Below are 20,074 nucleotides of genomic sequence, written 5' to 3' on the forward strand. Positions count from 1 at the left end.
CGCGGGGCCCTCCCCCGCCGCGCGGCCGCCGCCGTGCGGGGGCCGGCCGCCCTCGTCGTGGTCTGACGGATTACTGGGAGTCACATCGACATTGTCCCCGCTGCCTCAGGGCAAGGGAAACCGACCCGGCCGCGCGGGCAGCGTTCTCTCAGGCGGCGTTCGGTGACCGTTCAGGGGCCGGGACGGGCCGGCCGAGCGGCGGCTACGCCTCGCCGGCCTCCCGGCGGTGGCGGCGGTGTCGCCCGATCTGGAAGACGACGAGCACCGCGAGCAGCCCGCCGCCCGCGACGATCGCGGTCGCGGCGCTCGCCTCCCCCGCGCGGGTCTGCACGGTCAGGGGCACCGAGTCGGAGATCTGCGCGCCCTGGGGGGTGGTGAGCCACACCCGCATCGTCGACTGGCCACCGGGCTCCTCGTCGACGATGTCGAGCTGCGCGGTGATCGAGCCGCGCGCCGGGATGTGGAGGATCTCGTCCTCGTGCAGGCGCACGGCGCTCTCCCCGGGGTCGTAGGCGATCCGCGCGACCGCGGGCAGCGGCAGGCCGTTCTCCGCGACGAGGAGCAGCGGGGAGGACTCCGAGGCACGGGTGTAGACGTTGCCCGGCGGCAGCAGCGAGACGGAGTCGCGCAGGCTGACGAGCATCGCGCGGTTCTCCGAGAGGCGGTTCGTCGCGCGGCGCCTCTCCTCGTCGGCGAGCGGCAGGGAGCGGGCCTCGGTGAGGCTCAGCGCGTTGAGGAGGTCCTGGCGCAGCGGGGCGGTGAACTCGTAGCGCTTCAGGCTGATCTGCTCCGCGTTGCGCATGATCCGGGTGAGGTCGTCGGCGAAGTTCGCCTGCTGGCGCACCCGCACGAGCTCCCGGTCGTCGGCCGCCGCGGGGTCCGGGAAGGGGCTCTCCCCGCCGCCGGGGCCGGCCGGCAGCCCCGGCCCGGCGGGCGCGGGCTCCGCGTTGTCGGCCTCCTCCGCGAGCGCCTCCTCCTGCTCCGGGCTCGGCGCGAGGTAGCCCTCGAGGGGCAGCGGCTCGGCGTCCCCGGCGGCGACGAGATCGGCCGCCTCCGCGACGAGGGTGGCGGCCTCCGCCCCGCCCCACGTCGGCGGCGGTGCCAGGAGCGTGGGCTCCTGCTCGGCGGCGGCGCGCTGCTCGTCGAGTGCGAGCCGCACCCCCGCCGCGCCGGCGGCGCGGCGCGCGGCCGGCGAGTCGAGCCGATAGTCGAAGCGCAGCCCCGGGTCGGTGTAGGCGGGGGTCTCCGGGGTCTCCCCCAGCGTCGCGAGCAGCCCCGAAAGCGAGGGGTTCACGCTCACGGTGCGGACGTTCTCGGCGGGCTGCCCGAAGCGGCCGGCGTCCTCGGGGCGCTCGGCGGTGTTGCCCGCCACGAGCGCGCGGACCGTGGCCTGCGGGGTGGGCCCCGGCGGGGTGTCGCCGCCCAGTCCCGGTTCCTCGAGGGTGAGGCTGCTGCCCTCCCGGGCGGCGCCCTCGGCCTGCTCCTCGAACGCGTCGGAGAGGCCGGTTCCCTCCTCGGTGGACTCCTCGTCCGCCCAGCCGAGCTGCCGGGCGGTCGCGTCGGTGAGCACCCCCGAGCCGGGCAGGACGATATTGGGCCGGGGCCGCACCCCGATGGCCTCCTCGACGGCCTCGGGCCCGCGGGAGAGCGCCTCGCGCATAAGCCACTCGTTGCCGACCCGCTCGAGCGCGTCGAGGTCGGCGTTCGCCCACGGCAGGGCGACGACGCACTGGTCGGCCGCCGCCTCGGAGAGCCTAGAGAGGAACTCCTCCGCGGCCGGCGAGGACTCCCGCCACGAGTCCACCTCGGGGGCGTCGTCCTCGAGCCAGCTGTCGCGCAGCCGCCGCTGGGTGGGCGCGAAGCCCTCGCGGGCCGCCCCGATGGCGTAGCCGTCGCGCATCCGGGAGACCGCGTCGAGCAGCGCCGGGTCGACCGCGAGGCACGTCGCCCGGGAGAGGTCCTCGTTGTCGCGCAGCTGCTCGTAGCCGCCGAGCAGCCCCTCGAGCCGCCCGCCCGGGGCGAGCTCCTCGGCGAGCGAGTCGTCCGTCATGAGCAGCGGCGCCGGCTCCGGCGACTCGCCGGTCTCGCCGGGCACGATCGGCAGGCGCGCCGCGAGCGGGTAGAGCATCGTCAGCTGCGGGGCGGGCTCCCCCTCGTCGGTCTCGTCGCCGTCGGCCTCCCCCGGCTCCCCCGGGTCGGACTCGGGGCGCACCGTGACGACGGTGCGCTGCGTGGTGTAGCTCGGCGCACCATCGCCCCCGTCCGTCGGCGTGGCTGCGGCCTCGACGAGCACCGGGTGCGTGCCCGGCCCGCCGAGCGGCAGGGAGCCCGGCTCCCCGTCGTCGGCGTTGACGCGCACGGTGAGCTCCGCCGACTCGCCCGGTCCCAGCGGCTCGTCGAGCGCGATCGGCACCCCGGCGGTGGCGTACTGGTTCGCGTCCGCGGCGAGCGCGGCGCGGATGTCCGAGACCGCGGCGATCGCCGGCGCGTGCCTGGGGGTGACGGTGACGCTCTCGAAGGAATCGGAGCTGTCGTTCTCGACGCGCAGCTTCAGCTCGACGACCCCGCCTTCGGTCATTCCCCGGTCGGAGACGTCGGTGATCGTGAGGCGCACCTCGGGGTCGTGCTCCCCGGCGCGCACGTCGGGGTTCGCCCACGCCTCCCCCACCTGGGGCCGGGAGTCGGACGCGGCCACATCCGCGCCCCACGCGGGCGCCGCGGGGGCCGCGAGCCCCGCCGCGAGCGCCGCGGCGAGAAGGCCGCGGGCGCGGCGCCTCGCCGCGGCGGTCATCGCGGCGTCCACCTCTCCTCGCGCTTCGCGGCGCGGGCCAGCTCGGGCATCCGGTCGAGGGCCCGCCGGGCGAGGCGCCGCTCGTCGGCGTACGCGAGCCGCTCGATAAGGCGGCTCAGCGGCGTCCACGCCACCTCGGTGACCTCCGGGTCCTCGTCGTTGAGGATCCCGTCGACGTAGTAGAGCAGGTGGTGGTGGACGGTCTTGTGGATCCGCACCCCCTCGGAGACGAACCAGTAGTCGATGGAGCCCATCTCGGCGAAGACCTCGCCGCGCAGGCCGGTCTCCTCCCACACCTCGCGCTCAGCGGTCGCGGCGCGCGGCTCGCCCGGCTCGACGTGCCCCTTGGGCATCGACCAGAGGAGCCGCTTGCGGCGGTCGAGCCGCCCGATGAGCGCGACGTAGACGCGGCTCGCGTCGAGTTCGCCGTCCTCGCCGACGGCCTCCGCGAGCCCGGAGACGACGAGCCCGCCGGCGGAGGTCTCGTCGCGCACGGGCATGGAGTCGCGCTCGCGCTGGGAGCCGGAGCCGCCGCGCCGCGGCCCCCCGCGGCGCCCCTTGCCCGCCGCCCGGGCTGGCGCGCCCCGCCGGCGGCGGTTCTTCTTCTCCCCCGACGCGCGGCCGCCGCCCTTCGTGACGCGCTTCCCGCGGCGGGCCTCGCCCGAGGCGCCTGCGGGGGCGGCTCCCCCGGAGCGCTTGCGCCGCGAGCGCCGCCGCTTCGGGCGACCGCCGCCGCGCGGAGACTCGGCATCGCCGGCGTGGGGGCGCGAGCCCGCCTGGTCGGGTCGCGCCTCGCCGGAGCCTGCCGAGTTCGTAGCCATGATGGCCGTATTTTAGTCCCCGCCGGGGCGGCGGCGGTACTCCGCTCGCCGCCGGGCGGGGTGGGCTGGGTGAATTAGACTTGGTCGGCGATGAGTACCTACGACACGCGCGAGAATCAGCCCCAGGCCCCGCTGGACGTGGGCTCCGCGGAGCTCCTCGTCGGCGCCGAGGCCGCGGTGCGCTCGCTGGCCGGCGACCTCGGCGCCCTCGTCGGGCGCTTCGCCGAGGCGGGCGAGTCGCTGTTTTTGGTGGGCGGCTCGGTGCGCGACGCTCTGTTGGGCCGGCTCGGCCACGACCTCGACTTCACGACGAGCGCCCGGCCCGAGGCGGTGCGGGGCATCCTCTCCTCGCTCACGCCGGCGGTGTGGGACACGGGCATCGAGTTCGGGACGGTCTCCGCGGAGCTCAACGGCCAGCAGGTGGAGATCACGACCTTCCGGGCGGACCAGTACGACGGCGAGTCCCGCAACCCCGAGGTGAGCTTCGGTGACACGCTCGAGGGCGACCTCGTCCGCCGCGACTTCAAGGTCAACGCGCTCGCGATCGAGCTGCGGCCCGGCGGCGACGACTCGCTGGAGACCGCCTTCCACGACCCGCTCGGCGGCCTGGCGGACCTCGCGGCCGGTCGGCTCGACACGCCCGCGAGCCCGCGGCGCTCCTTCTCGGACGACCCGTTGCGCATGCTGCGCGCCGCGCGCTTCGTCTCCCAGCTGGGCTTCGACGTCTCGGACCGGGTGCGCGAGGCGATGGGAGAGATGGCCGGGGATATCCGGCGCATCACCGCCGAGCGCGTCGCCGCGGAGCTCGACAAGCTCATGCTCGGCGAGCGCCCCTGGGCCGGCTGGGAGCTCCTCGTCGACTCCGGCATCGCGGAGCACGTCATGCCCGAGGTGCCGGGGCTGCGCCTCGAGCCCGACGAGCACCTGCAGCACAAGGACGTCTACGCGCACTCCATGCAGGTGCTCAAGCAAGCGATGGACCAGGAGGACCCCGAGGAAGGCCCGGACCTCGTGCTGCGCTGGGCGGCGCTGCTCCACGACATCGGCAAGCCGGCGACGCGGGCGAAGAAGCCCGGCGGCGGGGTGTCCTTCCACCACCACGAGGTCGTCGGTGCGAAGATGACGCGGCGGCGGCTGCGCAAGCTCAAGTACCCGAAGCGCACGACCGAGGACATCGCCACGCTCGTCTACCTCCACATGCGCTTCCACGGCTTCAGCGAGGGCCAGTGGACCGACTCGGCGGTGCGCCGCTACGTCACCGACGCGGGCGACCTCCTGCCGAGGCTGCACAAGCTCGTCCGCGCGGACTGCACGACGAGGAACAAGAAGAAGGCCCGCCGGCTGCAGCGCAACTACGACGCGCTGCTCGAGCGGATCGACGAGATCCAGCAGCGCGAGGACCTCGCGCGGGTGCGGCCGGACCTCGACGGGAACGCCATCATGCGTATCCTCAACATCAAGCCGGGCCCCGAGGTCGGCAAGGCGTGGAAGTTCCTCAAGGACCTCCGCCTCGACGAAGGGCCGCTCGGCGAGGAGGAGGCGACCCGCCGGCTCAAGGAGTGGGCGGAGCGCGAGCTGCGCTAGCGCCCGCGGGCGCCGGGGCGACGCGAAGGGAGAACCGCGATGGCTGACCACATGTACGCCGACCGCCTGTTTAAGGCCTTCGAGCAGAACGAGCCGGCCCCGGGCAGCCTCCTCGTCGCCGCCCCGGACCTCATGGCGCCCGAGTTCAGCCGCTCGGTGGTGCTCATCCTCGAGCACAACCCCACCTACACCCTCGGGCTCACACTCACGGCGCGCAGCGAGGTCGCCGTCGACACGGTGCTGCCGGCGTGGGCGGGATTCGCCGCCGCGCCGCCCGCGGTCTACGTCGGCGGGCCGCTGGAGCCGCGCGGGGCGCTCGCCGTCGGCGTGGCGAGCGCCGGTGCGGATATCGAGGCGGCCCCGGGCGTCTCCCGGATCGCGAACCGCATCGTCCAGGTCGACCTCGGCCAGGACCCCGAGTCGCTCGCCGGCTCCGTTGAGGGGATCCGCGTCTTCCTCGGGCACGCCGCCTGGGGCCCGGGCCAGCTCGCCGGGGAGCTCGCCGACGGCGACTGGTACGTCGCCCCCGCCCTTCCCTCGGACGTCGTGGCGCCCGCGCGCCGCGACCTGTGGGGCGACGTGCTGCGCCGCCAGCCCATGCCGCTGCCGCTGTTCGCGACCTTCCCCGCGGACCTCGTTGACAACTAGCAAGAAAATGCGGCGGACCCCGCAATGTTTCACGTGAAACATCGCGGGGTCCGCTTCGCTGTGCGCGGCCGTCCGCTCCCCTACTCCGAGTCGGCGTCGAGCACCGGGAACTTCTCGACCGCCGCCGCCCAGAGCTCCTCGAATTCCCGGCGGCCGAGCGCGTCGACGGCGATGTCGGGGTAGTCGCCGTAGTGCCGGGGGTGGGGCACGACGCTCGTCGGCGGGGCCGTCATCCCCGGCGCCGAGGTGCCGTCGAAGGCGCCCGCCACCTTCTCCCCCGGCGCGATCTCGACGATGCGGCGCAGCCGGCAGGTGTCGTCGTCGAGCTCCTCGAGATGGGCGGCGTGGGTGGCGCTGCCGACCCCCTCGACGCTGAAGGTCAGTCTGACGAAAATCGAGGGTTTCACGTGAAACATCCTAGCCCTCGGCGGGTTGCTCCTGCTCGCGGCCGTAGCGGCTCGCGAGCCACGAGCAGATGATGAGCTGCACCTGGTGGTAGACGATGAGCGGCAGGACGAGCAGCCCGACGCTCGCGGCCGGGAACATCACCGACGCGATGGGCAGGCCCGAGGCCAGCGACTTCTTCGTCCCGCAGAACTGGATGGCGATGCGGTCGCCGCGGTCGAAGCGCAGTAGCCGGCCGAGCCACAGGGTGACAAAGAGCATCCCGACGACCATGACGACGGTGAGCGCGAGGATCCCGACGAGCTCCCACACACCGACGATGCCGAAGATCCCCTGGTCGATGCCGCGGGACAGCGCGGTGTAGACGACGAGCCCTATGACGAGGCGGTCGTACTGCTTTACGTGCTTGGAGGACGCGAAGTTCCCGAGCCAGCGGTGGACGAGCTGCCCGAGGACGAAGGGCACCAGCAGCTGCAGCGCGATATCGCGCAGCGTGCCGAGCCTCACTTCCCCGGACTCTGTGGGGTCGAGGAGCAGGAGCACCAAGAGAGGTGTGAGTAGCACGCCGGCGATGTTGCTCGCCGAGGCGGCGACGATCGCGCCCGGCACGTTGCCCCCGGCGATGGAGGTGAACACGATCGACGAGTTCACCGTGGAGGGCACGAGGCAGAGGTAGACGACCCCGGCGAAGAGCCCCGAGCCCAGTAGCGCCTCGAGGGGCTGGAGGAGGAGCGAGACGAGCGGGTAGAGCGCGAAAGTAATAAGGAGGATGACCCCGTGGAGCCGCCAGTTCTTCAGGCCCGCGATGGTCTCCGCGGCGGAGAGCCTCGCGCCGTAGAGGAAGAAGAGGACCGCGATCGCCACGGCGTTGACGACGTCGAGCATCTCGCCGGCGGCGCCGCGGGCGGGGATGATCACCGCGAGGAGCAGCGAGCCGATGACGATGAGGATGAGCGGGTCGATCTTCTTCAGGAGTCTCATTGAAGGCAGTCTAGTGATCCGGGCGACAGCCGGCCCGGCGGAGGCCCGCTCCCCCGCCGGAGGGTCCGCGAAATGAATACGTCATTTGACGAAATAGCGCCGCCACCGTCGGTCGAGCGGTGGCGGCGAAAAATCGGTCTTTCCGGGCGCGTTACTCGGGCCTCGTGGCGGCCTTCATCCCGACGACGAACGCCTCGACCTCGCCGAGGGCCTCGGTGCGGGCGGCGTCGTCGCGGAAGCGGTGGGCGTCGCGCTCGTCCTCCCCGTCCCGGGGCACGAGGTGCGCGGCGATGAGCTTCGTGATCGCCGAGCCGGTGATCGCGCCGGCGGCCCCGGCGTCGATCGCGGCGCGCACCTGCTCCGGGGTGGAGATCCCGAAGCCGAGCAGCGCGGGGGCGGAGCCGTGCTCGCGCAGCTCTCCGACGGTGCGGTCGAGGCCGGTCGTCTCGGACGCGCGCTCGGTGCCGGTGACCCCGTCGCGGGAGATGGCGTACACGTATCCCCGGGAGGCGCCCGCGATCGCGGCGAGCGTCTCGGCGCTCGCGCGCGGTGGGGCGATGAAGACGGGGTCGACCCCGGCGGCCTCCGCCGCCTTGGTGAACGGGGCGCTCTCCCGCACCGGGAGGTCGGGCAGGAGCACGGCGTCGGCGCCGGCCTCGGCGACGAGCCGGTAGAAGCGCTCGAGCCCGAGCGCGAAGGGCAAGTTCGCGTAGATGAGCATGCTGATGGGAAGCTCGGGGAACTCCTCGCGCATCCGGGAGAGCGTCTCCATCGCGCGCTCGAAGGTCGTCCCCGCCTCGAGGCCGCGGACGTGAGAGTCCTGGATGGCGGGCCCGTCGGCGACGGGGTCGGAGTAGGGCACCCCGATCTCGAGGGCGTCGGCTCCGCCGGCGACGGCGGCACGCGCGATGGCGACGCTGTCCTCGAGGGAGGGGTCGCCCAGCATGATGAACGGCACGTAGGCCCCCTCCCCCTCGGGGAGGCGGTCGAAGAGCGTGGCGAATCTAGTGGTCATCGGCGTCTCCGTCCAGGTCGAGTTCGGGGTGGTCGGCGATCGTGCGGCGGACGTGCTCGATGTCCTTGTCGCCGCGCCCGGAGAGCGACACGAGGATCGTGAGGTCCTCGCCGTCCTTGGCTGCCTTCGCCCGCTCGAGGGCGTAGGCGAGCGCGTGGGAGGACTCGAGCGCGGGGATGATGCCCTCGCGCCGCGCGAGCAGCTGGAAGGAGCGCAGCGCATCGGCGTCGGTGACGGGCACGTAGCTCGCCCGCCCGGTCGCCGCGAGGTGGGAGTGCTCGGGCCCGACGCCCGGGTAGTCGAGCCCCGCGGAGATGGAGTGCGAGTCGGTGATCTGCCCCTCGGGGTTGCGCATGAGGTAGGAGCGCGCCCCGTGGAGGATCCCGACGACGCCGTTGTTGATCGTGGCGCCGTGCCGGCCCGTCTCGAAGCCCTCGCCGCCGGGCTCGGCGCCGACGAGCTCCACGCCGGGCTCGTCGATGAACTCGGCGAACATGCCGATCGCGTTGGATCCGCCGCCGACGCAGGCGACGACGACGTCGGGCAGCCCGCCGGTCTGCTCGACGATCTGGGCCTTCGCCTCCTGGGAGATGACCCGGTGGAATTCCTTGACGATCGTCGGGAAGGGATGCGCCCCGGCCGCCGTGCCGAGCAGGTAGTGCGAGTCCCTGAACGAGGCGGTCCAGTCGCGGAAGGCCTCGTTGACCGCGTCCTTGAGGGTCCCGGTGCCCGACTCGACGGGGACGACGGTCGCGCCGTGGAGCTGCATCCGGTAGACGTTCGGCTGCTGGCGCTTGACGTCGGTGGCGCCCATGTAGATGACGCACTCCATGCCGAGTAGCGCGCACGCGAGCGCGGTCGCGGTGCCGTGCTGGCCCGCGCCGGTCTCGGCGATGATGCGGCGCTTGCCCATCCGCTTGGCGAGGAGGATCTGCCCGATGACCTGGTTGGTCTTGTGGGCGCCACCGTGCACGAGGTCCTCGCGCTTGAGGAAGATGCGGGCGTTGCCCCTCCCCTCCCCCTCCGCGGGGAGGTTGCGCAGCTCGGTGAGCGGCGTGGGCCGCCCGAGGTAGTCCTTGAGGAGCCGCCGGTACTCGGCCATGAACGACGGGTCGTTCAGGGCGTCGACGAACTCCCGCTCGAGCTGGTCGAGCGCGGGGATGAGCGACTCGGGGACGAACTGCCCGCCGAACTCGCCGAAGTACGCTGGCAGGAGCGTGGGGCCGCTGTCCTGGCTCATGGTCGTCCTTTCCGGGTGTGGGATGTGGTGCTGAGGCTAGGCGCCGACATTCGATGTTTCACGTGAAACATTGCCTCCCCGCCGCAGCGCCTCGAGGCAGCGGGCGATCGCCGCGGTGTCCTTCCGCGGCGGCCCGGCGGCGTAGTCCGCGGGGTACTCGACGCCGGAGTTGAGGTCGACCCCCAGGGCGCCGGCGGCCGCGGCGGCGGCGATGTTGTCGGGGCCGATGCCCCCGGCGAGGATCCCCCTGCCGAGCACGTCGGCGGGCACCGCCGACCAGTCGAAGGCCCGCCCCGTGCCGCCGGCGCCGGAATCGAGAACGAGGCGCTCGGGGGCGTCCTCGGAGTCGAGCAGGCCGCGAGCGATGGCGCTCGCCCCCTCGGGATCGCGGTCGAAGGGCAGGGCGCGCCACACGGCGACGTCCCCCGCCCCCGCCTCGGCGGCCTCGCGGCGGACGCCGTGGAGAAGCTCGAGCTCCTCCTCGAGCGTGCCGCGCGGGGGCGCCTGCACCTGGAGGGCGAAGACGCCCTCCAGGGCGGCGAGCTCCCCCCAGCCGCGCTCGCGGCGGCTCACCGCGACGTAGTCGAGGCCGGGCTCCGCGGCGACGATTTCCCCCGATGTTTCACGTGAAACATTGCGGGGCGAGGCCTTCTCGAAGATGAGGCCGCCGTAGCTCGCCCCCGCCGCGCGCGCCGCCTGCGCTGCGGCCGGCTCGGTGAGCCCGCAGACCTTCGCCTCCCCGTAGGCGAGGCGGCGCGCCGCGCGGTCGACGTCCGGCTGGCTGGTGAGCTGGGAGCCGACGAGGAAGCCGTTGACCCGGCCGCCGATGGCCGCGACGGTGGCGTGGTCGCGGATCCCCGACTCGGCGACGACGACGCGGTCGCCGGGGATGAGGTGCGCGAGCGACTCGGAGCGCGACAGGTCGATGCTCAGGTCGTGGAGGTTGCGGTGGTTGATCCCGATGATCGGCGCGCCGAGGTCGACCGCCCGGCGGGTCTCTTCCTCGTCGACGACCTCGGTGAGCACGTCGAGCCCGAGCTCCCCCGCGGCCCGGGCGAGCCCCTGGTACTCCTCGTCGCTCAAGACCGAGAGCATGAGCAGCACGGCGTCGGCGCCGAAGTAGCGCGCCGCCTTGAGCTGCACCGGGTCGACGATGAAGTCCTTGCACAGCACGGGCAGGTGGGTGGCGCTGCGCGCCGCGCGCAGGTGGTCGTAGTCGCCGCCGAAGAACTCCGGCTCGCACAGCACGGAGATCCCCGCCGCGTAGCGCGAGTAGATCCGCGCGATGTCCGCGGGGTTGTAGTCGCGGCGGATGAGCCCGCGCGAGGGTGAGCGGCGCTTGCACTCCATGATGAAGCGGTTGCCGCCCCGCCCGCCGTCGGGCGCTCCCCCGCCTAAGGCCTCGTAGAGCGAGCGCGTCGAGCGCTCGAGGCCGGCCGCGTCGACGTGGCCGACGCGCGCCGCGATGTCGGACAGGTGGGTGCGGCGGCGCTCGACGATGTTCTCCAGCACGGTGGGGATCGAGCTAGCCACGGCCCTCACCCCGCGCGTTCACGAGCCAGTTGGCGACGGTCCCGTCGGCGAGCGCGTCGAGCGCGCGCCCGGTGCCGGCGTTAAGAGAGTCCGCGAGCCGCGCCGTGTAGAGCAGCGCCCCGGCCGAGGCCGCGATCGCGTCACGGTGGGCGGGCTCGCCTCGGCCCGCGAGGGTCTCCTCGAGGGCGCGGGCGTTGTCCTCCGGGCTGCCGCCGACGAGCGACTCGACCGGGTGCTCCGCGATCCCGAGCTCGGCGGGCTCGACGACGCGGTGGGCGACCTCCCCGCCGTCGAGCTCCCAGATGTCCGTCGGGCCCCACGTGGCGACTTCGTCGGAGCCGGAGCCGTGGATGACGAGCGCGTGGTCGCGGCCCAGGCCCTTGAGCGCCGCCGCGACGAGCGGGGCCTTCTTCCGGTCGGCCACGCCCATCGCCTGGAACTGGGGCCGCGCGGGCGAGAGCAGCGGGCCGAGGACGTTGAAGATCGTCGGGAGCTTGAGCTCCGCGCGCACGGGCTGCACGTGGGCGACCGCCGGGTGATAGGCGGGCGCGAAGAGGAACGCGAAGCCGGTGCGCTCGAACTGCTCGAACGCCCGGTCCGGGTCGAGCGCGATGGGCAGCCCGAGCGACTCGAGCAGGTCCGCCGAGCCCGACTTCGAGGACACCGAGCGGTTCCCGCTCTTGACGACCCGCGCGCCGAGCGCCGCCGCGACGAGCGAGGCCCCCGTCGTGATGTTGATCGTGTTGAGCCGGTCCCCGCCGGTGCCCGCGGTGTCGAGCAGCCCCTCCCCCGTCGCGGGGAACGGCCGGGCCGCGTCGAGGAACGCCGTCGTCGCGCCGTAGATGTCGTCGGCGGTCTCCCCGCGGGTGCGCAGGGTCGCGAGCAGCGCCGCGATCTGGATATCGGAGTACTCGCCCTCGCTCACGTGCCCGAAGACCGCGCGGGTCTCCTCCGCGGTGGGTGCGGGGTTGTCGAGGTAGTCGGTGAGCAGTTCCCTGGGTGTAGCCACGTCGAGTTAAGTCGTTTGCTAATCGTTGGTTGCCGCCCGGCCCGCGCCGGGGGTCGGGGCCTCGTTAAGAAGCGCGTCGATCGTGCGCTCGAGGAGCGAGGGCCCGACCGGGCTGAGGATCGACTCGGGGTGAAACTGGAAGCCCACGCTCGGCCCCGGACCGCCCGCGGCGCGCGAGCGGGTCTGCCCCGCCATGAGCACCGGGCCCTGCTCGCTCGTGCCCCACGCGAGAGCCTCGACGTGGCGGGGCGCGCGCCGGCAGCCCAGCGAGTGGTAGCGCGCCACCGGCAGCGTCGGCGCCGCGCCCGAGCCCCCGGCGAGCCCGCGGAAGAGCGGGGAGCCCTCACCGGAGAGCGTCAGAGCGATGTCGTCGGTGACGCCGTGGACCGCGCCGCAGCGCCCCACCTGGCCGCCGAAGTGCTCGAGGATCGCCTGGAAGCCCAGGCAGATGCCCAGAAGCGGCACCCCGCGCTCGAAGCAGGCGTCGACGATCTCCGGGAGGCGCCCCGAGGTCGACGGGTGGCCCGGCCCGGGCGAGAGCACCACGAGGCTCGGCTCCAGCGCGAGCACCTCCTCCGGGGAGACGGAGTTGCGCACCACGCTCAGGCGCGCGCCGCGCTCGGCGGTGACCGTCGCGCACGCGTCGAGCAGGTTGTAGACAAACGAGTCGCGGTTGTCGACGAGAACGATCGTCGGGGTCGAAGTCACCGGGCCACCTCCAGCCTGCGTCCCTGGGAGCTCGCGATCGCCGCGAGCACGGCGTCCGCCTTCTGGGCGGTCTCGTCGGCCTCCGCCTGGGGCCGCGAGTCACGCACCACCCCGGCGCCGGCCTGCACGACGGCGCGGCCGCCCTGAACGAAGCCCGAGCGGATGACGATGCACGTGTCGAAGTCCCCGCCACCGCGCAGGTAGCCCACGGCCCCGCCGTAGGAGCCGCGCCGGGCGCCCTCGAGCTCGCGGAGCAGCTCCGCGGCGCGCAGCTTCGGCGCGCCGGTGAGCGTGCCCATGTTCATGCACGCCCGGTACGCGTCGAGCGCGTCCATGTCCGAGGAGAGCCGCCCCACCACCCGGGAGACGAGGTGCATGACCCGCGAGTAGCGGTCCACCTGGAGCAGCTGCGCGACCCGTCGGGTGCCGGGCTCGGCGACGCGGGCGATGTCGTTGCGCGCGAGGTCGACGAGCATGACGTGCTCGGCGAGCTCCTTGTTGTCGGTGCGCAGCTCGAGCTCGTTGCGGATGTCGCGCTCGTGGTCGATGCTGCCGTCGGCGTCGCGGCCCCGCGGCCTCGTGCCGGCGATGGGATAGACCTCGACGCTGTGGTCTTCGGCGGTGAACTTCATCGCCGACTCGGGCGAGGCGCCGAACAGCTCGAAGGGCTCGTCGGGCGCGAGCTCGTCGGGCCCGCCAGGGGCGAGCCCGCGGAGGTAGAACATGTAGGGGCTCGGGTTCGCGGCGCGCAGTTCCCGGTACGCGGCGAACGCGTCCGGGCAGTCGATCGCGAAGCTGCGCGAGGGCACCGCCTGGTAGATCTCCCCGGCGGCGATCGCCTCGCGCACGCGATCGACCGTGCCGCGGAACTCCTCGTCGCCGACCGAGGCCCTCGCCACGACGGGCTCGCTCCCGCCGGGCGACGCGGCCCCGGCCGCCGCAGCGGGCGGCTGGGGCTCGGCGGCCTCCCGGGCGCGGGCCGCGAGCCCCTCGAGCCGCTCCTCGAGGCGGCCGGCGTCCCCGCCCGCGGCGAGGGCGCGCAGCCGCGCGGTGTTTTCCCGGTGGTCGACCTCGGCGACGGTCTCGGCGACGAGGAACTGGAAGTCGGGGAAGGTGTTCTCCCCCGCGGCCACCTCGGGCAGGTCCTCGAAGCTCGCCACGAAGTCGAAGGCGAAGCCCCCGGCGATAAGCGGGAGGTCCTCCGGCGCGCCGGGCAGCGTGGCGAGGGCGCGCAAGGTCAGCACCGGGCTCGGCTCGACGAGGCGCTCGCGCTCGTCGACGGCGGACGGCCGGGGGAAGGAGAAGACCGCGCCGGTCCCCTCCCCCGCCGAGCGGTCGACGAAGCCGGCGAGCTCGTCTTCGAGGTACGCGACGAGCGCCCGGCCGGAGTCGGTGAGCGGCTCGGCGAGCACGCGCGTGCCCGAGCACGTGAGCCGCACGCTCGCGGAGAGTACGAGGAGCGACTCGACGCCCGAGCGGGTGGAGACGTCCGCGCTCTCCAGAAGCACGGTGTCCGAGCCCTCGCGCCCGCCGAGCGCGTCGAACAGGCCCGCGGCGTCGGGCGTGTACGGGATCTCCTGGGAAAGCTCGGTCAGCGGCGTGCGGTTCACGGGTGGGCCCCCTGGGGGCAAAGGCTACGGGCGGCGGTGACCATGGCTGCGGTCTCCCTTCGTCGTCTCGGCGTCGGCGGTTGTCCCTCGCTCTGGCCCGGCCGGGGAGAAATGAGTGAAGGCCCCAGCTCGGACTCATGCGAAGCTGCGGGCCTTCGGCGGGAGGGGCACCTCCCGCGGGTTGTCAAGCGCGATCCACGCGTCGCCCGCTAGCGTGCGGGCCACCACCACTGGGCGCGGCGGGTGCTGGGGATCACGTTTCTCACGTCGAACGATCTTAGCGGGGCCCCCGGGTAGGGGCAACCGTACCGGCGCCGGGTCAGGAGTCGCGGCCCTCGTCGGAGTCGCGGGCCGCGCGGCGCAGCGCGTCGAGGTCCGGCGCCTGATCGGACGCGCCGGACTGCTCGCGGGCCATGTCGCGGGCGTCGATCCGGGCGACCGCGTGGGCCGCCTGGCCGGCGCCGGCGCCCACCGCGCACAGCGCGAGCACGACCATGAGCACCGGAAGGAGCCACATCCAGCCCGAGGCGATGAGCGCGAACGCCGCGGCGAAGAGCAGCGCCACCCCGCCGAACGTCCACATCGGCCCGGCGATGCGGTGGGCGGTCACCCACAGCTCCTTCGACTTGCGGACCTCGGGGATGTGGAGGCCGACCACCCCGTTGCCGGGCAGCTTCCCGCTCCACGCGAGGCCCCCCACGATGAGCACGGCGACGGCGAGGACGAGGAGGATGACGGCGATGAGGATCATGCCCGAAGCATAGAACGCCGCCCGGCCCCCGCCGCACCCGCCGGAGCGAATAAAAATGCTCTCAGCCAGGTTTGAGTGGCCTCCTACACAGTCGATACGATGTGTGGATCAGCCTCACAGAGAGGCGATTGTTAACTGGATACCCTGACTTCAAAGGCTTGGCATGACTTTCAAGAAGCTCGCCTCCTCGCTTCTCTTCAGGGTGGTCGTGGCGATCATCCTGGGCGCGGCGTGTAGCACCTTCTTCCCCGAGTGGCTCGGGCGCGTCTTTATGACCTTCAACGGCATCTTCGGGAACTTCCTCAACTTCTTCGTCCCGGTGCTCGTCTTCTCCCTCATCACCCCCGCGCTCGCGAGCATCGGCCGCGGCGCCGGGAAGTGGCTCGGCCTCACCGGCGGGATGGCGTACTTCTTCTCCGTCCTCGCCGGCGGGCTCGCCTACATCGTCGCCGTGGCGCTCTACCCCGTCCTCCTCGGCGGGCAGTCGCTCGCCGGCGGCGAGGACACGGACGTCTCCAGCGGGGAGCTCGAGCCCTACTTCACCATCGACATCGAGCCCCCGATGACGATCCTCGCGGCGCTGCTCCTCGCCTTCTGCCTGGGCATCGCCATGACCGCCGTGAGCTCCAAGACGCTGCGCGGCGCCGCCGACGAGCTGCGCGACGCGGTCATGAAGGTCATCGAGTCCTTCATCATCCCGCTGCTGCCGATCTTCATCTTCGGCACCGTGCTCGGCATCGGCATGAACGGCGAGATGCTCGAGATCATCGTCAACTTCGCGACCGTGCTCGTCACCGCCACGGTCATGACGGTGCTCTTCGTCGTCGCGCACTACCTGCTCGCCGGGCTCGTCGCGGGCAAGAACCCCTTCGTGCTTTTGAAGAACATCCTCCCGGCCTACGCCACCGCGCTGGGCACCGCCTCCTCGGCGGCGACCATCCCGGTAACCTACCGCTGCGTGCGCAAGAACGGCGTCGACAAGAACGTCGCGGGCTTCTCCGTGCCGCTGTGCGCGACGATCTCCCTGTCCGGCTCGATGATCAAGATCGTGCTCTTCGCGTTCGCCGTCATCTACCTGAGCGGCATGGACGTCAGCCTCGGCACCGCGGCCGCGTTCATCCTCATGCTCGGCATCACCACCGTCGCCGCGCCCGGCGTGCCCGGCGGCGCGATCGTCGCGGCCCTCGGGCCCCTAAGCGACATCCTCGGCTTCAACGAGTCGCAGCTCGCGCTCATGATCGCCGCGTACATCGCCATCGACTCCTTCGGCACCGCCGCGAACGTCGCGTCCTCCGGCGCGATCTCGACGATGGTCAACCGCTTCGCCGAGGGCAAGATCACCAACGAGCAGGTCGGCGACGCCGCCGCGGGCACCGAGGAGCCGGCCGCAAAGGCCACCGAGGACGCCCCCGCCGGGCGGGCCGACGAGACCGACGCCGAGGACTTCCGCACCGGGGAGGACCCCTCCCCCACCGGGGCTAAGGAGCGCGGCGGCTCGCGCACCGGACGCTAGCCGCCGGGCGCTAAGACGGCCCTCCCACGCCGTGGTCGGGCCGGTGGGCGGGATAGATAGACTGTCGAGTCATGACCTCCCCCAGCGCATCTGCAGCAGGCCCGGCGTTTCGCTACGACGCGAAGCTCGCCGACACGATCGAGAACCGGTGGCGGGGCTACTGGGCCGAGCACGGCACGTTCCACGCCCCGAACCCGGTGGGCGACCTCGCGCCGGGCGACGGCGCGAGCCTCCCGGGGGACAAGATGTTCGTCCAGGACATGTTCCCCTACCCCTCGGGCGCAGGCCTCCACGTCGGCCACCCCTTCGGCTATATCGCCACCGACGTCTTCGCGCGCTTCCAGCGCTCGCTGGGCACCAACGTGCTCCACACGCTGGGCTTCGACGCGTTCGGCCTGCCCGCCGAGCAGTACGCCATCCAGACGGGCACCCACCCGCGGACGACGACCGCGGCGAATATCGAGAACATGCGCCGCCAGCTCGACCGGCTGGGCCTCGGCCACGACGAGCGCCGCAGCGTCGCGACCACCGACCCCGAGTTCTACCGCTGGACCCAGTGGATCTTCTTAAAGATCTACAACGCGTGGTTCGACCCCGAGGAGAAGAAGGCCCGCCCCATCGAGGAGCTGGTGCCGCTCCTCGAGTCCGGCGAGCGGCCGCTGCCCGAGGGGCTTGAGGGCATCGACCCGGAGGCCGACAGCTTCGCCGAGCTCTCCCGGCTGGACCGGCAGCGCGTCGTCGACGAGTACCGGCTCGTCTACCGCGCGAACTCGATGGTCAACTGGTGCCCCGGCCTGGGCACCGTGCTCGCCAACGAGGAGGTCACCGCCGAGGGCCGCTCCGAGCGCGGTAACTTCCCCGTCTTCCGCAAGCGGCTTTCGCAGTGGATGATGCGCATCACCGCCTACGCCGACCGGCTCGTCGACGACCTCGACCTGCTCGACTGGCCGGAGAAGGTCAAGACGATGCAGCGCAACTGGGTGGGCCGCTCCCGGGGCGCGGACGTCGACTTCCGCTCCGGGGAGCACACCATCACGGTGTTCACCACCCGCCCCGACACGCTCTTCGGCGCGAGCTACGTCGCGCTCGCCCCCGAGCACGAGCTCGTCGACACCCTCGTCTCCGAGGGCACCGGTTCTTACGAGGGCATCGACCCCGCGTGGACGTTCGGGGAGGACAACCCCGCGGACGCGGTCGCGGCCTACCGCCGCTCGATCGCCGCGAAGTCCGACCTCGAGCGCCAGGAGAACAAGGACAAGACCGGCGTCTTCTTGGGCACGTACGCCACCAACCCCGTCAACGGGGAGAGTGTTCCGATCTTCGCCGCCGACTACGTGCTCACCGGCTACGGCACCGGTGCGGTCATGGCCGTTCCCGCCCACGACGAGCGCGACTACGACTTCGCCACCGCGTTCAACCTCCCCATCCGCTCGGTGGTGAGCGGCGGGGACGTCGCCAAGGAGGCGTATACCGCGCTGGGCGTGGCGGAGAACTCCGCGAACGACGAGGGCCTCGACATCAACGGCCTCAAGCTCGAGGACGCGAAGAACCGCGTCATCTCCTGGCTCGAGGAGAAGGGCCTGGGCCGCGGGAAGATCCAGTACCGGCTGCGCGACTGGCTCTTTGCCCGCCAGCGCTACTGGGGCGAGCCGTTCCCCATCGTCTACGACGAGGAGGGCGTCGCCCACGCGCTGCCCGAGGACCAGCTGCCGGTCAACCTCCCGGAGGTCGAGGACTACACCCCGCCGACCTTCGACCCGGAGGACGCCGATTCCGAGCCGCAGCCCCCGCTCGCGAAAGAGCGCGACTGGGTCGAGGTGCGCCTCGACCTCGGCGAGGGGGAGAAGACCTACTACCGCGACACGAACGTCATGCCGCAGTGGGCGGGCTCCTCCTGGTACCAGCTGCGCTACATCGACCCCACCAACGACGAGGCGTTCTGCGCCCCGGAGAACGAGCGCTACTGGGTGGGCCCCCGGCCCGAGGAGCACGGGCCCAACGACCCGGGCGGCGTGGATCTCTACGTCGGCGGCGTGGAGCACGCCGTGCTGCACCTGCTCTACTCGCGGTTCTGGCACAAGGTGCTCTACGACCTCGGCGAGGTGAGCTCCAAGGAGCCCTACCGGCGGCTCTACAACCAGGGCTACATCCAGGCCTACGCCTACAAGGACCGCCGCGGGGTCTACGTGCCCGCCGCCGAGGTCGAGGAGACCGAGGACGGGGGCTTCGTCTACGACGGGGAGCCCGTCGAGCGGGAGTACGGCAAGATGGGCAAGTCCTTGAAGAACGCCGTCGCCCCGGACGACATCTGCGACCGCTACGGCGCGGACACGCTGCGCGTCTACGAGATGGCGATGGGCCCGCTCGACGCGTCCAGGCCGTGGGCGACCCGCGACGTCGTCGGCGCGCACCGCCTGCTGCAGCGCATCTGGCGCCTCGTCGTCAACGAGGACTCCGGGGAGCTCGCCGCCATCGACGCGGGGCTCGGCGACGAGGACAACAAGCGCCTCCACCGCACGATCGCCGCGGTCCGGGAGGACTACGAGAACCTCCGCATCAACACGGTCATCGCCAGGCTCACGGAGTACGTCAACTACCTGACGAAGAACTACCCCGACGGCGCGCCCGTCGCCGCGGTCGAGCCGCTGGTGATCATGCTCTCCCCGGTGGCGCCGCACATCGCCGAGGAGCTGTGGGACCGGCTCGGCCACGAGGGCACGATCGTCTACGTCGAGTTCCCCACCTTCGAGGAGAAGTGGCTCGTCGACGACGAGCTCGAGCTGCCCGTCCAGATCAACGGGAAGGTGCGCGCCCGCATCACCGTCCCGGCGGACGCCGGTCAGGAGGACGTCAAGGCCGCCGCGCTCGGCGAGCAGGCGGTCGCCTCCCGTATCGAGGGCAAGGACGTCAAGAAGGTCATCGTCGTGCCCGGCAAGCTCGTCAACGTCGTCGCGAAGTAAGCCGGACACCCTCCTCCCCCGCCCCGGGCGCTTCCGGGGCGGGTGTTCTTAGAGCGGCACCCCGGTGGGCGAGAGCTCGATCTGGGAGACCGCGGCGGCCGCGGACGCCAGAGCCGCCACGATGAGCGCCGCGACGACGCCCCAGCGGCGCTTGGGCAACAGCGGCAGGCTCTCCGGGTCGGCGGCGCGGAGCCGCTCGGGCTCGGCGGCGAGCTCCCGCCAGGAGTCGGGCTCGTCGCCGCCGGCGGCCCACAGCTTCAAGGTGCGCGCGTCGCCGCGGGTGCGCGCGAGCCAGTAGACAGCTGGGATCGCCAGCGCCGCGGCGTAAAACGCGCCGGCCACCGCGTTCCACGTGGCGTCGTCGCCCTCGGCGGGGACGAGCGCCCCGCCGATCGCCATCGCGGCGGCGAGGACGAGCGCGATACTCGTGGCCGCGATCTTCCAGCCCGCGGGCCGGTAGGCGAGGATCCGGGCGGGCGCCTCGAGGGGGTCGGGCTCGGCCACG

16 protein-coding genes are annotated in these 20,074 nt (G+C 72.7%); 4 read left to right on the top strand and 12 right to left on the bottom strand.

What is annotated here, in order from left to right; all coding sequences use genetic code 11:
• Positions 1-202: 202 nt before the first annotated feature.
• The gene (locus HMPREF9719_RS09075) at positions 203-2,803 is read right to left on the bottom strand and encodes a hypothetical protein (RefSeq protein ID WP_038082894.1); all 2,601 of its coding nucleotides are present in this window, start codon (positions 2,801-2,803) and stop codon (positions 203-205) included.
• Complete coding sequence (locus tag HMPREF9719_RS09080) at positions 2,788-3,612, bottom strand: NUDIX hydrolase (RefSeq protein ID WP_004601697.1); 825 nt, start codon at positions 3,610-3,612, stop codon at positions 2,788-2,790. The genes HMPREF9719_RS09075 and HMPREF9719_RS09080 overlap by 16 nt, the downstream gene beginning before the upstream one ends.
• A 90-nt stretch (positions 3,613-3,702) precedes the next feature.
• Here HMPREF9719_RS09080 and HMPREF9719_RS09085 point away from each other — a divergent pair, with 90 nt between their 5' ends.
• Complete coding sequence (locus HMPREF9719_RS09085) at positions 3,703-5,196, top strand: CCA tRNA nucleotidyltransferase (RefSeq protein WP_004601698.1); 1,494 nt, start codon at positions 3,703-3,705, stop codon at positions 5,194-5,196.
• A gap of 39 nt (positions 5,197-5,235) precedes the next feature.
• Positions 5,236-5,844 carry a YqgE/AlgH family protein gene (locus HMPREF9719_RS09090; RefSeq protein WP_004601699.1) on the top strand — a complete coding sequence of 203 codons (609 nt, stop codon included), beginning with the start codon at positions 5,236-5,238 and terminating at the stop codon, positions 5,842-5,844.
• Between the two features lie 80 nt (positions 5,845-5,924).
• Here HMPREF9719_RS09090 and HMPREF9719_RS09095 read toward each other — a convergent pair whose 3' ends face one another.
• The 9 genes from HMPREF9719_RS09095 to HMPREF9719_RS09135 all read right to left on the bottom strand — a co-directional run bounded on the left by HMPREF9719_RS09095 (position 5,925) and on the right by HMPREF9719_RS09135 (position 15,096).
• A complete protein-coding gene (locus HMPREF9719_RS09095) occupies positions 5,925-6,260 on the bottom strand; it encodes a hypothetical protein (protein WP_004601977.1) in 336 nt (111 codons plus the stop codon).
• Position 6,261: 1 nt separating this feature from the next.
• Positions 6,262-7,230, bottom strand: a complete 969-nt coding sequence (locus tag HMPREF9719_RS09100; RefSeq protein WP_004601701.1) for a bile acid:sodium symporter family protein — start codon at positions 7,228-7,230, stop codon at positions 6,262-6,264.
• 151 nt (positions 7,231-7,381) lie between these two features.
• A complete protein-coding gene (trpA, locus tag HMPREF9719_RS09105) occupies positions 7,382-8,245 on the bottom strand; it encodes a tryptophan synthase subunit alpha (RefSeq protein ID WP_004601702.1) in 864 nt (287 codons plus the stop codon).
• Positions 8,235-9,485 (bottom strand): tryptophan synthase subunit beta, encoded by a 1,251-nt coding sequence (trpB, locus tag HMPREF9719_RS09110; protein ID WP_004601703.1) that lies wholly within the window; start codon positions 9,483-9,485, stop codon positions 8,235-8,237. Before trpB ends, trpA begins: the two co-directional genes overlap by 11 nt.
• A 36-nt stretch (positions 9,486-9,521) precedes the next feature.
• A complete protein-coding gene (gene trpCF, locus HMPREF9719_RS09115; RefSeq protein WP_004601704.1) occupies positions 9,522-11,018 on the bottom strand; it encodes a bifunctional indole-3-glycerol-phosphate synthase TrpC/phosphoribosylanthranilate isomerase TrpF in 1,497 nt (498 codons plus the stop codon).
• Positions 11,011-12,027, bottom strand: coding sequence for an anthranilate phosphoribosyltransferase (trpD, locus tag HMPREF9719_RS09120; protein WP_004601705.1), 1,017 nt, complete (start codon positions 12,025-12,027; stop codon positions 11,011-11,013). The genes trpCF and trpD overlap by 8 nt, the downstream gene beginning before the upstream one ends.
• Before the next feature lie 18 nt (positions 12,028-12,045).
• Entirely contained in the window at positions 12,046-12,735 is a 690-nt protein-coding gene (locus tag HMPREF9719_RS09125) for an anthranilate synthase component II (RefSeq protein WP_004601706.1), read from the bottom strand.
• Positions 12,732-14,345 carry an anthranilate synthase component 1 gene (locus tag HMPREF9719_RS09130; protein ID WP_004601707.1) on the bottom strand — a complete coding sequence of 538 codons (1,614 nt, stop codon included), beginning with the start codon at positions 14,343-14,345 and terminating at the stop codon, positions 12,732-12,734. The genes HMPREF9719_RS09125 and HMPREF9719_RS09130 overlap by 4 nt, the downstream gene beginning before the upstream one ends.
• 319 nt (positions 14,346-14,664) lie before the next feature.
• Entirely contained in the window at positions 14,665-15,096 is a 432-nt protein-coding gene (locus HMPREF9719_RS09135) for an SdpI family protein (protein ID WP_004601708.1), read from the bottom strand.
• 163 nt (positions 15,097-15,259) lie between these two features.
• Between HMPREF9719_RS09135 and HMPREF9719_RS09140 the strand changes: the two genes are divergently transcribed.
• Positions 15,260-16,609: a dicarboxylate/amino acid:cation symporter gene (locus HMPREF9719_RS09140; RefSeq protein ID WP_004601709.1), complete on the top strand. Its 1,350-nt coding sequence runs from the start codon at positions 15,260-15,262 to the stop codon at positions 16,607-16,609.
• 71 nt (positions 16,610-16,680) lie between these two features.
• Positions 16,681-19,569, top strand: a complete 2,889-nt coding sequence (gene leuS, locus HMPREF9719_RS09145; protein WP_004601710.1) for a leucine--tRNA ligase — start codon at positions 16,681-16,683, stop codon at positions 19,567-19,569.
• 48 nt (positions 19,570-19,617) lie between these two features.
• On the opposite strand, the gene HMPREF9719_RS09150 is transcribed toward leuS, so the two are convergent.
• Positions 19,618-20,073, bottom strand: a complete 456-nt coding sequence (locus HMPREF9719_RS09150; RefSeq protein ID WP_004601711.1) for a hypothetical protein — start codon at positions 20,071-20,073, stop codon at positions 19,618-19,620.
• Position 20,074 lies beyond the last annotated feature (1 nt).

Source organism: Corynebacterium otitidis ATCC 51513 (assembly GCF_000296405.1).
In the GTDB taxonomy this organism is placed as follows: domain Bacteria; phylum Actinomycetota; class Actinomycetes; order Mycobacteriales; family Mycobacteriaceae; genus Corynebacterium; species Corynebacterium otitidis.